Source organism: Polyangium sorediatum (assembly GCF_029946465.1).
Classification (GTDB): Bacteria; Myxococcota_A; Polyangia; order Polyangiales; family Polyangiaceae; genus Polyangium; species Polyangium fumosum.
Genome location: NZ_JARZHI010000045.1, coordinates 47,956 through 61,498 on the forward strand (window position 1 = coordinate 47,956; position 13,543 = coordinate 61,498).

Genomic DNA, 13,543 nt, shown 5'->3' on the forward strand with positions numbered 1-13,543 from the left:
GGCCATGGAACGCAAGACCAAGGCCAGAGCGGCAACCGGCGTTTATCTCGTCCTCGTCGCGGCGATCCTCGTCGTCGTGAACGTCATCGCGTTCATCCAGAACAAGCGCATCGACGTGACGAAGAACGAGCGGTTCACCCTGTCGAAGGGATCGGCGCGCCTCGTCTCCGAGGGCCTCAAGCAAGACCTGCAGGTCGACGTCTACGTGACGCGCGGCGGTCCCAAGCAGGAGGCCTTCATCCAGGATCTCGTCGACCTGATGAACGAGTACGAGCGCGGCTCGAACGGCAAGTTCAAGTACACGCTCATCGAGCCGAAGACCGAGGAGCAGCGCACGGCCGCGAAGGAAGCGGGCCTGCAGGAAGCGGCCTTCGGTGAGGGCAGCGAGACGGGCCAGGATCAGGCCACGATCACGCGCGGCTTCATGGGCATCGCCTTCAAGTACGGCAGCGAAAAAGAGGCGATCCCGATACTGTCGGCAGACCAGTCGCAGGGCCTCGAGTTCTGGATCACGAACAAGATCCGGGAGCTCCGCGACCGCGCCGACAACGTCTACCAGAAGTACGGCGTCATCACGGGCAAGGACGAGATGAAGCTGACCGACACGAACCTCGTGGCGGCGCAGCCCGGCCGCGGCGGCGGTCCCTCGATGAAGGGGATCCTCGACCAGGCGTTGCCCTTCTACAAGATCGAGGAGGTCGACCTGCAGAACGGCGACGCCGAGATCAACAAGGAGCTCGCCGGCATCATCATCACGCAGCCCGGCAAGGACTACACGGAGAAGGAGCTCCGCCGCATCGATCAGTTCCTCATGGAGGGGAACAAGTCGGTCGTGGTGGTCGCGGGCGCCGTGAACCTCAAGGCCTCCGACGCGGCGATGAAGGCCGAGCTGAACCTCCACGGCCTGGACAAACTGCTCGACGGCTACGGCGTCGAGATGAAGAAGGAAGCGATCATGGACTGGGGTCGCCCCGTCCGCATCGCGGTCCCGACGCAGACCGGCCAGGTCATCGGCATCATCGGCTACGGCATGGCGCACGCGCAGCACGTCGACGGCCTCGACGAGAAGGAGCAGACGCTCGACTCGTCGTTCGCCGGCTTCTTCCGCATCGAGGAGCTCGCGTTCCCCTTCCCGTCGACGCTCGTCCCGCACCCGGAGAAGCAGCCGGGCGCGCAGATGAAGGTGGTCGCTCGCTCCACGCCGCGCAGCACGATCGACACCTCCGACGCGATCGACCTCAAGTTCTCCGCGCAGGCCAAGCCGAAGGGCGAGTACGGCCAGCGCGCGATGGCCGTCGCGCTCGAGGGCAAGATCAAGAGCGCGTTCGGCGGCGCGGGTGAGGGCATCGAGACGGCGGCCGAGTCGAAGGACAAGAGCCGCTTGCTCGTGATCAGCGCCTCGCAGTTCCTCGCGAACCCCTACGCGCGTTCGGGCAACGCGCCCCCGATGCCGCCGCAGATGATGATGATGGGCGGCATGGGCGGCGACGAGGATCTGCAGATGCTCTCGATGCCGTACGCCCAGAACTACCTGACGGCGACGATCCTCGCGTTCAAGAACGTCCTCGACTGGATGAGCGGCGATTCGGACCTCATCGCGACGAGCGCGAAGCTCCTCCAGGAGCCCAAGCTCACGTACGCGAACATCGAGGCGCCGAAGATCGACGCGACCGACGACGAGTCGACGGCGACGAAGAAGGCCGAGGAGTATCGCCTCGAGCGCAAGAAGACGCAGACGCGGGTGCAGTGGTCGCTCACGCTCTTCGGCCCCTTGCTCTTCGCTGCGTTCGGCCTCTTCCGCTGGTGGCGGCGTGAGAACGCGCGGGAATCCATCCGACTCGACTGACGACGAAGACGAAGGACACCCATGAAGACCGAGTACAAGATCTACGTGGCGATCGGCGTCCTCGCGGCCCTCGGCGGCGGCCTCTACGCCACGCGGCAGACGAAGCAGAAGGAGATGTCGGCCCACTCCGCGACCGCGGCGACGGCCGACTTCCCGGCGCTCGCGCCCGCGAAGGACGACGTCGAGGCGATCACCAAGATCGAGATCAAGAACGCCGACAAATCGAGCGTCACGCTGGAGAAGAAGGGCGACGCATGGGAGCTCGTGGCTCCCGTGTCCGCCAAGGCGAACGCGTCGAACGTGCGGTCGCTCCTCGACAACTTGAAGGACATCAAGGTCAAGGAGAGCATCGACCGCGGCACGGGCACCTACAAGCAGTACGAGCTCGACGACGAGAAGGGCGTCCATGTCCTCGCCTACAAGGGCGACGGCAAGATCTTCGACGCCTACTTCGGCAAGAGCGGCTCTCGTGGCCAGCTCGCGCGCGTCGGCGGCAAGGACGGCGTGTGGGTGGTCGGCGGCTATTCGAACTTCCTCTACACGCGTGAGGTCAAGAACTGGCGCGAGACGTCGATCCTCAAGTTCGAGGACGCGAACGTGATCCAGGTGTCCGTGACCAACGCGAACGGCCAGTTCAGCTTCTCGAAGAACGACGAGAAGTGGGCGGGCTCGTACGCGAAGCGCGACAAGGACAAGAAGCTCGAGAAGCCCGAGAAGAAGTGGGAGAAGTTCGACGAGGCCAAGGTCAAGGACATGCTGCGCGCCTACAAGTCCCTGACCGCCGAGGATTTCGGTGACGAGAAATCGGACGCCGGGGTCGACGCGGCCGAGACGAACGGCGGCGTGGTCCAGATCAAGCTCAAGGACAACGCCGGCGACATCACGGTCAAGGTCGGCAAGACGAGCAAGGGATCGAGCCGCTTCGCCCAGAAAGAGGGCGGGGACGGCACGGTCTACGTGATCTCGTCGTGGTCGGGCGACTGGGCCACGGCGGATCGCGCCAAGTTCGAGAAGTCCGACGACAAGAAGAAGGACGAAAAGAAGGACGAGCACGGCGCGGACGACGGCCACGGCCACGACGCGCCCCCCGAGCTCGAATGACCCGAGCCCGGTAGGTCCCGGACACACGAAGGCTCCTTCGCAAGAGGGAGCCTTCGCCGTTTTGTGGCCCCGGTCGAGAAAGCTTGACCGGACGTTTCATGCGTTTTAGGCCGCAGGGGTCATGAAGGCCTCTTACCGCTGGATTCGCGAGCTCATCCCCGGTCTCGATGCTTCGCCCGAAGAGATCGGGCGGCGACTGACGCACGCCGGGATCGAGGTCGAGGCGATCACCGAGTTCGGCGAGGGCACGAAGACACTCGTCGTGGCCGAGGTGAAGGCCTACGAGCCGCACCCGTCGCGGGCGAAGCTTAAGCTCGTCACAATCAATCGCGGCGTTTCGTCGACGCTCGGGGGCTCCGCTCCGACAAGCGGAGCTGCGCCCCCGAACCCCCAGCAACGTATCGTCTGCGGCGCGCCGAACGTGCCCGAGCCGGGCGGCCTCGTGGCGTTCGCGCCCCTCGGCGCGCACCTGCCGGCCGTGAACATGACGCTCACGCCGCGCGAGATCGGCGGCGTCATCAGCGAGGGCATGCTCTGCTCCGAGCGCGAGCTTGGTCTCTCCGCGGTCGCGAGCAAGGACGAGGACGCGGGGATCCTGATCCTGCCGAAGGGCCTCGCCGCGCCGGGCACGCCGCTCCGCGAGGCCATGCCCGAGGTGCACGACTACATCCTCCACCTTGGTTTGACCCCCAACCGTCCGGACGCGCTCGGCCACATCGGCCTCGCGCGCGAGATCGCGGCGCTCTTCAACCTGCCGTGGAAAAAGCCCACGCCGAAGGCGCCCGCGCGTTTCGCCGAGGGCGAGACCGTGTCGCGCCACGTGTCCGTGCGGATCGACGACACCGAGCGTTGCCCGCAGTACGGCGCGGGCCTCGTGCTCGGCGTGACGATCGGCCCCTCGCCCACGTGGCTGCGCTACCGGCTGGAGAGCCTCGGCGTTCGTTCGATCTCGAACGTCGTCGACGTGACGAACCTCGTGCTGCTCGAGTACGGGCAGCCGATGCACGCGTTTGATCTGAACGACGTGCGCGGCAGCCAGATCCTCGTGCGCCGCGCCACGCCGGGCGAGCCCTTGAAGACGCTCGACGGCGAAAATCGCAAGCTCGACGCGGATGATCTCGTCATCGCAGACGCCGAGGGGCCGACCGCGCTCGCGGGCATCATGGGCGGCGCGAACAGCGAAATCCACGCGAACACCACGCGCGTGCTCCTCGAATGCGCCTACTTCGCGCCGCGCGGCGTGCGGCGCACCGCGCGCAGGCACGGCATGCATACCGAGTCGAGCCACCGCTTCGAGCGTGGCGTCGATCACGGCTCGCTCGAAGACGCGCTCGCCTACGCGACCACGCGGCTCACGGAGCTCGCGGGTGGCGCAGCGGCCCGCGAGCCGATCCTCGCCGGCGCGAAGATCCCGGCCCGCGAGCCCGTGCGCCTGCGCGCCGCGCGCATGAACGCGCTGCTCGGCACGGACGTCCCGCTCCCCGAGGCGACCGACATCCTGACGCGCCTCGGGTTCGAGGTCCGCGGCACGCACGGCGAAGGCGAACAAGCGTACGCCGACGTCATCCCGCCCTCGCACCGGCCCGACATCGCCGGCGAGGCGGACCTCGTCGAGGAGGTCGTCCGCGTGCGTGGCCTCGGCACCGTGCCCACGGTGCTCCCGGCCCTGCGGCCGCAGCCTCCGCGCCACACGTTTGATCTCTCGCTCCGCGTGCGCGGCGCGGCCGTCTCCGTGGGGCTCTCGGAGGCGATCACGTACGGCTTCGTCTCGGCCGAGGAGATCGAAGCGCTCGGCCTGCCGCCGGCGCCGTTCCGCCTCTTGAACCCGCTCACGCAGGATCGCTCCGTGATGCGCACGTCGCTGCTCCCGGGCCTGCTCGAAGCCGTGCGGCGCGCCCGCAGGCACGGCGTCCCCGACGTCCGGATCTTCACGGTCGGTTCACGTTTCCTCGCCGATCCCACGCGCGCGCCGCTCGCCGACGAGGTCCCCTCGTTCGCCGCGGTGCTCGCCGGCTACCGCCGCTCGCCGCTGCAAAAGCCGGTCGAGGTCGACGTGTACGACGCAAAGGGCGTGGCCCTCGAGATCGTCGAGCGCGTCACCCACGAAAAGGCCGACGTCGCGCACCAGCCCGAGGCGACGCGCGCGCCGTACCTGCACCCGCGCGCGGCGGGGCAGATCCTCGTGAAGGGGCGTGTCGTCGGCGCGTTCGGCGTCCTGCACCCCGACGTCGTCGACAAGCTCGACCTCGATGGCTCCGCGGTCCTCGTGGAGCTCGATCTCCGCGCCCTCGGCGAGGTCGGCGCGGCGCGGCCGCAGTACCGCCCGATCCCGACGCTGCCCGCCGCGACGCGCGACGTCGCACTCGTCGTCTCGGACGAGGTCGAGGCGGGCGCGGTCGGCACGGCCATCCGCGAGGCCGGCGGCGAGCTCTGCGAGTCCGTGGAGGTCTTCGACCTCTTCCGCGGCGGTAGCATCCCCGCGGGCCATCGCTCCCTCGCCTTCCACGTCGTCTACCGCGACCCGCGTGCCGCGACCGATCCCGAGAAGGCGCGCACCCTCACGGACGAGGAGGTCGACCGGCGACACAAGTCCGTCCTCGAGACCGTCCACGCCCGCTTCGGCGCCACGCTCCGCGCCTGAGCTCCGTCCCTCCTCCTCGAAGCACGTCCACAAAATTCCTACCGCGTTGCGCGGACGGACGCCTTTTCGCGTGCGGCCGTAGCGTGGGCGCCCCCTGAACGAGAGTTCTCGCCGGCAACGATTGACGGGCTCGGTCCACCCGGAAAACACTGAAATTTGCTATCGGGGCCCGCGAGCGCTCGCGTCGAACCTGGCCTTTCCCTCCTCGTGAGCGCTCTCTGGTCCCCTGTCGACCCCTCAAGGACGGGACGGAGGACCATGGCGGAGACCCACATCACTGGGAAACACCTTCGGGCTGGGCTCGTGTGCCTCGGCATCACGAGCGCCTTCGCGCCGACGGTCGCGCACGCGCAGCCCTACCAGTTCGACACGAGCGAAGCGACGTTCGACACGACGTACGCGCAGACCACCATCAGCCTGAGCGGCACGATCAAGAACCGCGCGGGCCAGGCCCTCACGGGCGCCACGGTGACCGTCCTCGCCTGGGGCGACGGCGTGACGAACGCGGGCAAGACGGCGACCACGAACGCGTCCGGCGGCTTCACGATCACGGGCCTCAAGCGCCGGAACGTGCTGCTCAAGATCACTGCCTCCGGCCACTACAGCGAGATCATCCCCGTCGACCTGCACCGGCCGACGAGCGAGACGATCACGAGCACGGGCACGATCTCCATGAACCCGACGAAGGCGGGCCGCGTGCGCCTGATCTTCGGCGGCGACACCATGCTCGGCCGTCGCTTCACCGACCTCGACGCCGACGGCATCGAAGGCGAGGCGGGCGACCTCATCCGCCCTGCGACGCGCGCCGCCGACGCGCAGGCGATCTTCTCCTACGTGCGCGACGCCCTCTCCTCGGCGGACTACACGATCGTGAACCTCGAGTCCCCGATCACCTCGGACACGAGCACGCCGCATCCGTACAAGGACTACACGTTCTTCTCGTACCCCGAGACGCTCGCGGGCATCACGTACGCGGGCATCGACGGCGTCGACCTCGCGAACAACCACATCTTCGACTACCTCACGACGGGCGTGACCGACTCGATGCTCCACGTCTCGAACGCGGGGCTCGACTGGTGCGGCGTGGGCTCGAACGATACGAACGCCGAGGGCACCACGATCTTCCGCACGCTGAACAGCGTGCCGCTCTCGCTGCTCGGCTTCAGCGAGCTCGTCTCCGACGGCTCGTCGGATCTCGACTACCTGCTCGTCGCCCGTGATCCGGACAAGGCGGGCGCGCTCGAGGCGTCGAGCGCGAACATGAACGCGTTCATCGACGACGAGACGCCCGAGCGCTTCGCGATCCCCATGATCCACGGCGGCGTGGAGTACAGCGAGTTCCCCTCGAACTCGATGCGCTCGAAGTTCATCTCGCTCGCGAACCGGGGCGCCGGGATGGTCGTCGCCCACCACACGCACACCGCGCAGGGCATCGGCCTCGTGAACGTGGGCGGGACGCCGCGCTTCGTGCTGATGTCCCTCGGCAACTTCGTCTTCGATCAGGACGTCCACGAGACCTTCCAGTCGATCCTCGCGATCGCGGACGTCGACGTGCTCGCGGGCGGCGGCTTCGACGTCGCGCGGCTGGATCTGATCCCGATCAGCATCGAGGGCTACGTGCCGAAGCTCGTCGCGGGCGACGGTCTCGCGCGTATGGGGCGGCATTTCGGGCACCTCTCGACGCACCTGCCGAAGAGCCCGGCCGGCCAGAACATCGCGGACGGGCTCTCCGGCGCCGTCGTGTTCCCCACGGGGCACCGCATCGTCGCGCTCCGATCGACCTCGCAGTACACGACGTCGACGACGAACCAATCGCTCAACGCGGCCGTCACGAGCCAGACGACCGGGCCCATCGCGTTTGCGCGGAACGCGCCTTCGGACTCGCTCTCGTACGTGAAGTCGAGCGCGAGCGCGACGGTCGAGTGGGGCCGCGAGCTGCTCATCAACGGGGACTTCGAGGATCTCGACGTCGACGGCGATTTCAGCGAGGGCGCGGCGTGGGACCAGAGCACGGTCCGCTACGTGGAGAACAGCGTCGTGCGCAGCGGCATGGGCGCGCTCGTGATGCTGCGGAACGCGTCGAACTCGACGGAGATCACGGTCTACAACAACAACCGCGTGTCCTTCCCCGGCGGCTCGAAGCTCACGATCACGGGCTGGATCCGCGGCGACAACGCGGGCCCCTTCACGCTCACGACGCGCATGTACAGCGACAGCGGCACAACGCTGAGCACCACCGACTCGTACACGAAGAGCGCGAGCACATACGGCTGGACGCAGTTCATCGTGAACGTCACGGCCGCCTCGAACGCGACGAGCGCGCGCTTCTACTTCAGGACCTCGCCCCCGGCGACGGGCGAGGCGCGCATCTTCATCGACGACTTCAGCCTCATCCGCTGGGAGAAGAGCTCGATCTACGCCTTGAACGGCTTCGAGATCCCCGCGCCGAACAACTGGAGCCACGTGCGCTTCACCAACGTGGCGGCGGGCGTCTCCTCGCTCGGCGTCACGCTCGGGCACCGCACGTTCACCGCGTTCTAGGCAGAATCCTCCGCCAGGATCCTCGCCCAAAAAGCCTTCACCTCGTCGATGCGCTCGGTGCGCGCGGCCGGCGGTAATCCGTCGAGCAAGAGCGCGCCGTAGCCACGCGTCCGCACCCGTCGATCGAGGATCGCCACGATCCCCCGATCCTGCCGCGTCCGTATCAACCGGCCGAACCCTTGCTTCAGCGTGATCGCCGCCTGCGGCACGGTGTACGTCGCGAACGGGGAGTGCCCCGCCTGCTCGATCGCCTGCGATCGCGCGACGACCACGGGATCCGTGGGCACGGCGAACGGAATCTTGTCGATCACCACGAGCCGAAGCGCATCCCCCGGCACGTCCACGCCCTCCCAGAAGCTCATCGTGGCCACGAGGACCGCGTGGTGCGCGGCGCGGAACTTCGAGAGCAGCATCCGCTTCGGCGCCTGCCCCTGCACCATGAGCGGCCCCGGCACCCGGCCCGCGAGCGCGCGGCCGAGCGCGACCATGGAACGGTTGGAGGTGCAAAGAACGAACGCGCCGCCGCCCACGATGTCGACGAGCTCCACGATCCGGTCCGCCGACGCCGCGAGGAACGCAGGCTCCGAAGCCTCCGGCAGATCCCGCGGCGTGTAGAGCAGCGCGCGCGACGCGTAGTCGAACGGCGACGGCACGACGAGCTCGTCGACCGGCACCGTGACGCGCTCGTCGAGGCCGAGGCGCGTGCGCAAAAACCTGAAATCCCCTGCTTTTGCGGTCATCGTCGCGCTCGTCAGCACCACGCCGCCGATCCGCTCGAAGACGCCTTCGCGAAACAACCAGCCGACGTCCACAGCCGACGCGCCCACCGACACGGAGCGCGCGCGCACCTCGACCCACGTCACCTGGTTCGACTTGCCATCCACGATCTTCGCCGCGTCCGCGCGCAGCGTCTCCGCCCGCGTGCCGACGAGCGCGACCGCCTCCGTGATCGCGTGCGCCGACGCGTACCCCGCGAGCGCTTCGAGCGCCTCGTCGAAGTGGTGATACGCATCCACGAGCTCGCCCGCCCACACCTCGCGCTTGAGCTCCACGCGCCCCTCGCGCGCAGCCTCGCCGGCGACCCGCGCGACCGCCGCGAAAAATCGATCCGCTGCCTCGCGCACGATCGCCACGATCGCGGTCCCCTCCCCTCGCCCGAGGATCCGATCGGCGAGCCCGCTCGCGATGAAGGCGCGATCGGCGTCCCGCAGCATCGAGTCGACGCGCGATCCCGAGATGCGCGTCCCAAAAAACTCGGTCGCGATGTCCTCGAGCTCGTGCGCTTCGTCGAAGATCACCGCGTCGTACGGGGGCAACGCGCCCGCACCGGGGACGTTGCCGCGGCCGAGCTTGAGCGAGAGATCCGCGAAGAAGAGGTGATGGTTCACCACGAGCACGCGCGCCTCTTCGGCCTCGCGTTTCATGCGCGTGACGAAGCATTTTTCGAAAAACGGGCACGCCGATCCGATGCGCGTCTCGCTCGACGAGCACACCTCGCGCCGGATCGGATCCGACTCGGCGAGCGTCACGAGCTCCGAGAGATCACCAACCTCGGTCTCGCGCGCCCACGCCTCCACGACCGGCAGCGAGCGCATCACGCCCGCGTCGTGGTTCGCCTCGGGGCTCGTCCGCAGCTCGTCGAGGCGCCGCAGGCAGAGGTAGTTCCCGAGCCCCTTCACGAGCGCGGCCGACACGCGCAGACCGAGGTACTCGGCCACGAGCGGCAGATCCTTCGCAAAAATCTGCTCTTCGAGCGCCTTCGTCGCCGTGGAGATCACGACCTTGCGCCCGCTCAGGATCGCCGGGACGAGGTACGCGAGCGTCTTGCCCGTGCCCGTGCCCGCCTCGCAGAGCAGCACGCGATCCTCGTCGAGCGCGCGCTCCACCGCGTCGGCCATCGCGAGCTGCCCCTCGCGATCCTCGTAGCCCTCGAACGCCCGCGCGAGCGGCCCGCTCGGCCCGAGGAGCCGACGCGAACGCCCTTCCCTCGCTGGCTCTTCTTGCCCTTCGTCGGCCTCGACGTCGTCGTCGTCGTCGCTCACGACGACCGCGACGCCGCCTTCTCGAGCGAGAGCGCGAAGCCGACCTCGGCCATCGCCTCGTCGAGCCCCGCCACGCGCTTCTCGAAGGAGACCTCGAACCAGCTATCGAGCGTGCGTTCTTCGTCGCTCGGATCCGGCAGGCGCGTGACCTGCGTCCCGACCTCGAGATACCCGCGTTCCCGCGCGGCGACGCCGAGCCCGCGCGCGCGCTCGAACATGTCGTCGTCCGGGTCGTGCGGGAAATCGGTGCGCTGCGCGCGCAGCACGAGGCTCACCGCGACCTCGGTCGCGTGCACACGCACGCCCGAGTCCATGATGAGGTTCTCCCGCGCGCGCTCGGCGACGTGCACGACGTCACCGCGCGTGCGGTACACCTCGAACCCTGCGGCGATCAAAGCTTTTTTGACTTCGGCCGGCGTCGGCATCGTCCGATCGTTCCGGGCCCCCCAGATTATTTGGACCGGGCCCAAGGCTCGCAACTTCGTGGAGAAACGTCAAGAGGCGGCTCGGCCTCGCGCGCCGCGGTTGCCACGTCGAGGAACGCAAGGCCCACAATCGCGCCGCCGAGCTCCTCCTGGATCCAGACGACCCGCCCCGATCGCGAGCCCTCTTCGCCAAGGCTCACCTCGAAGCAGTCGCCGAGCCCCACTGGCTCATCGAGGATCGCGCGCAACCCACCCAGGCTGATGTTGAGCGCGAAGCCGTGCACCTCCCGCTCTCCGCGACGAAACACGACCCGTTCGGTGAACGGGCGGCGCGTCGAGGCGCGACGCCCGAGCTTGGCCATGGTGGGAGGAGCGCACGTGGTCGGCGTCAAAGAGCGGCGTTTCACGAGGCTCGGGAGCGTAGCAGCGAGCCTCGTGTTGTCAGCCGACGTACGGCTTTTCCGGTTGGGTCCGCCCGAGGCTCAATGCGTGGCGTTCGGGGCGTGGCCGCTCGAGCCGTCGTCGGGCTCCTGGAACACGGGGGCCGGCTCGAGGACGTTGAGCTGATCACGCTTCAGCTTGAGGCCTTTGTCCGAGAAGAAGAGGTCGTTCTCGTCGAGGCGCGATCGGACACGGCCGATGAACAGGATCGGGTCGCCCTCGCGGGTGTAGCCGAGCTGGACGATCGCGCCCTTCGGCCAGGAGCCGCCTTCGAAGGTGAGCTCGCGGCGCAGCGTGTAAAACCCTTCGGGCGTGAGCTTCTTCAACGTGCCCGCCCAGTTCAGCCCGCGGAACTCGATGCCCGGGCCGTGGAAATGCCAGCGGTTGTGGATGTTGTGGTCGGGCGCGATGACCTGAGGAAGGCCGCTGTCCGAGTGATTGTGGAAATACACGATCGTGTTGGCAGGGACCTTCTGCTCGTTGCCCGGAAGCGGCTGCGACGTCAGGTAGAGCCCGCAATCCGGCAGCATGTTTTTCGGTGTGGCCATGGGACCCGGAGCTTACTCATCACGCGCCGGGCGGTCGAGCCGTTCGACGCGGGCAAAGGAAGCCTTCTCCCCCAGCGCCTCCCTCTTGAAGTCGTGCTATGCCGGGGCCTCGGTTGATCCCCTGCGAGGCTTCTGACCCTCGCCACGCCGGATGCGGAGCTCGAGCACGTGAACAAGTTGACAAGCATCCTGGGCGGCTTCGCCGTCATCGCCATCGCCCTCGTCTTCATCGTCCAGTTCCGGCCGAACGCAGGGCAGCAGATGGTCGAGTCTGCGAGGTGCGCCGTGGAGATCCGCGGGACCTGCATCTCGTCGGGCCATTTCTGGGCCTCGTATCGCATGCTCGCCCCGCGCGGCGCCGACCAGGAGTGGATGCGGCAGCGCAACCTCCGCAAGATCACGGCCGAAGGCCTGGTCGAGCGACAGCTCCTCAACGAGGACGCGAAGCGGCTCGGGATCACGATCTCGGAGGACGAGCTCAACGCCGAGCTCACCTCGGGCCGGATGCACGTCTCGATGCCGCTCGCGCCCGTCATGATGCCCGACGGCCGCGTGGTCGATCCGCGCGGCGCCGCGTACATGAACCTCGGCGGCCCGATGATCCGCTACCTGAACGTCAAGAATCGGCAGACCGGAAAGTTCGACCTCAAAGCATATGAGCGCGAGGTCCGTATGGTCGCCAAGATGAGCCCGCAGGAGTTCCGCGAGTACCAGAAGGAAGAGATCGTCGCGGCGCGCATGCGTGAGCTCGTGCGCTCGCGCGCGGTCGTGGGCGAGGCGGAGGCGTTCGCGCGGTACAACCAGGACAAGTCGACGGCCTCCGTCTCCTACGTCCGCCTCGACAAACGCTTCTTCGCGGATCTCGTGGCCGACAAGTCGCAGAAGGCGATCGACGCGTGGGTCGCGCTGAACAAGGAGGAGGAGGAGCGCACGTGGAACTCGCGCAAGTCCTCGTACCTGCCCGAGTGTCGCGTGACCCGCCACATCCTCGCGAAGATCGATCAGGACAACGCCGACCCCGCGGACGCGAAGGCGAAGGCCAAGGAGAAGATCGAGCAGGCGAAGGCGCGGCTCGACAAGGGCGAGCGTTTTGCGGACGTGGCGCGCGCGATGAGCGAGGACGGCAGCGCTGAGCGCGGCGGCCTGCTCGGCTGCGTGACGAAGGGCAAGATGGTCAAGCCCTTCGAGGACGCGATGCTCAAGGCCGAGCCCGGCAAGGTGACGGACATCGTCGAGAGCGAGTTCGGCTATCACCTCGTGCTCGTCGACAAGGTCGCGAAGGACCTCGAAGCCGAGGCCGTGGGCCGCGCCGAGGTCGACGAGGACCTCTACCTCAAATTCGAGACCGAGCGCCTGACGGCCGAGGCCGCGAAGACGATCCTCGCCGCGGTGAAGGGCGGCAAGACACTCGACCAGGCCGTCGAGACCTACCTCTCCGAGCTTGAGGCGAAGCTCGCCAAGAAGGACGAGAAGAAGGACGACAAGGCGAAGAAGGACGAGAAAAAAGGCGACAAGAAGGACGAGGCGAAGGACGAGGCCGCGGCCGAGTCGCCCGTGCGCAAGCACCCGCAGCGCCCCATCGTGGAGTCGAGCCTCCCCTTCAACGCCTCGGGCAGCCCGATCCCCGGCATGATGCCGGGCTCGAACGCCGCGACGCAGGCCTTCAAGCTGGAGAAGCCGGGTGATGCCGCGGACGAGATCGTCCAGCTCTTCAACGGCTACGCCGTGATGGTCCTGAAGGAGAAAAAGCCCGCCTCGAAGGAGGAGTGGGAGAAGGACCGCGCGATGTTCATGGCCCAGTTCCGCGAGGAGAAGCAGGAAGACGCGCTCGTTGCCTACATCTCGCGCCTGCGCAACACGCTCGGAACGGAGATCAAGTTCGGCGGCGCGGAGTTCACGACGGAAGCGAAGCCGCCCAAGGAAGGCGGCGAGGACCTGGGCGAGTAGCGGAACGGCTC

General features: G+C 67.8%; 9 protein-coding genes. 5 read left to right on the plus strand and 4 right to left on the minus strand.

The genetic code is table 11. The features are described from left to right. Positions 1-4: 4 nt before the first annotated feature. From QHF89_RS34540 to QHF89_RS34555, 4 genes are all read left to right on the plus strand, one after another. A complete protein-coding gene (locus QHF89_RS34540) occupies positions 5-1,846 on the plus strand; it encodes a GldG family protein (RefSeq protein WP_136968482.1) in 1,842 nt (613 codons plus the stop codon). A 21-nt stretch (positions 1,847-1,867) separates the two neighbouring features. Continuing rightward, positions 1,868-2,947, plus strand: a complete 1,080-nt coding sequence (locus QHF89_RS34545) for a DUF4340 domain-containing protein (protein ID WP_136932550.1) — start codon at positions 1,868-1,870, stop codon at positions 2,945-2,947. A 121-nt stretch (positions 2,948-3,068) separates the two neighbouring features. After that, complete coding sequence (gene pheT, locus QHF89_RS34550; protein WP_136968481.1) at positions 3,069-5,588, plus strand: phenylalanine--tRNA ligase subunit beta; 2,520 nt, start codon at positions 3,069-3,071, stop codon at positions 5,586-5,588. A 258-nt stretch (positions 5,589-5,846) separates the two neighbouring features. Beyond that, positions 5,847-8,129: a CapA family protein gene (locus QHF89_RS34555; protein WP_136968480.1), complete on the plus strand. Its 2,283-nt coding sequence runs from the start codon at positions 5,847-5,849 to the stop codon at positions 8,127-8,129. Here the strand turns inward: QHF89_RS34555 and QHF89_RS34560 are convergent. The 4 genes from QHF89_RS34560 to QHF89_RS34575 all read right to left on the minus strand — a co-directional run bounded on the left by QHF89_RS34560 (position 8,126) and on the right by QHF89_RS34575 (position 11,585). Then, positions 8,126-10,171: an ATP-dependent DNA helicase gene (locus QHF89_RS34560; RefSeq protein ID WP_284721291.1), complete on the minus strand. Its 2,046-nt coding sequence runs from the start codon at positions 10,169-10,171 to the stop codon at positions 8,126-8,128. The two genes, QHF89_RS34555 and QHF89_RS34560, sit on opposite strands and share 4 nt — an antisense overlap. Next, a complete protein-coding gene (locus tag QHF89_RS34565; RefSeq protein ID WP_136932547.1) occupies positions 10,168-10,596 on the minus strand; it encodes a hypothetical protein in 429 nt (142 codons plus the stop codon). Before QHF89_RS34565 ends, QHF89_RS34560 begins: the two co-directional genes overlap by 4 nt. 26 nt (positions 10,597-10,622) lie before the next feature. Beyond that, complete coding sequence (locus tag QHF89_RS34570) at positions 10,623-10,958, minus strand: PilZ domain-containing protein (RefSeq protein ID WP_136968479.1); 336 nt, start codon at positions 10,956-10,958, stop codon at positions 10,623-10,625. Positions 10,959-11,078: 120 nt separating this feature from the next. After that, positions 11,079-11,585 carry a hypothetical protein gene (locus QHF89_RS34575; RefSeq protein WP_136968478.1) on the minus strand — a complete coding sequence of 169 codons (507 nt, stop codon included), beginning with the start codon at positions 11,583-11,585 and terminating at the stop codon, positions 11,079-11,081. A 168-nt stretch (positions 11,586-11,753) separates the two neighbouring features. Here QHF89_RS34575 and QHF89_RS34580 point away from each other — a divergent pair, with 168 nt between their 5' ends. Then, a complete protein-coding gene (locus QHF89_RS34580; RefSeq protein WP_136932544.1) occupies positions 11,754-13,532 on the plus strand; it encodes a peptidylprolyl isomerase in 1,779 nt (592 codons plus the stop codon). Positions 13,533-13,543: the final 11 nt, after the last annotated feature.

Excerpts from the sequence above, each read along its gene's own strand:
- QHF89_RS34540 (WP_136968482.1), top strand. The coding sequence starts at position 5 with ATGGAACGCAAGACCAAGGCCAGAGCGGCAACCGGCGTTTATCTCGTC.
- QHF89_RS34545 (WP_136932550.1), top strand. The coding sequence starts at position 1,868 with ATGAAGACCGAGTACAAGATCTACGTGGCGATCGGCGTCCTCGCGGCC.
- pheT (WP_136968481.1), top strand. The coding sequence starts at position 3,069 with ATGAAGGCCTCTTACCGCTGGATTCGCGAGCTCATCCCCGGTCTCGAT.
- QHF89_RS34555 (WP_136968480.1), top strand. The coding sequence starts at position 5,847 with ATGGCGGAGACCCACATCACTGGGAAACACCTTCGGGCTGGGCTCGTG.
- QHF89_RS34565 (WP_136932547.1), bottom strand. The coding sequence starts at position 10,596 with ATGCCGACGCCGGCCGAAGTCAAAAAAGCTTTGATCGCCGCAGGGTTC.
- QHF89_RS34570 (WP_136968479.1), bottom strand. The coding sequence starts at position 10,958 with ATGGCCAAGCTCGGGCGTCGCGCCTCGACGCGCCGCCCGTTCACCGAA.
- QHF89_RS34575 (WP_136968478.1), bottom strand. The coding sequence starts at position 11,585 with ATGGCCACACCGAAAAACATGCTGCCGGATTGCGGGCTCTACCTGACG.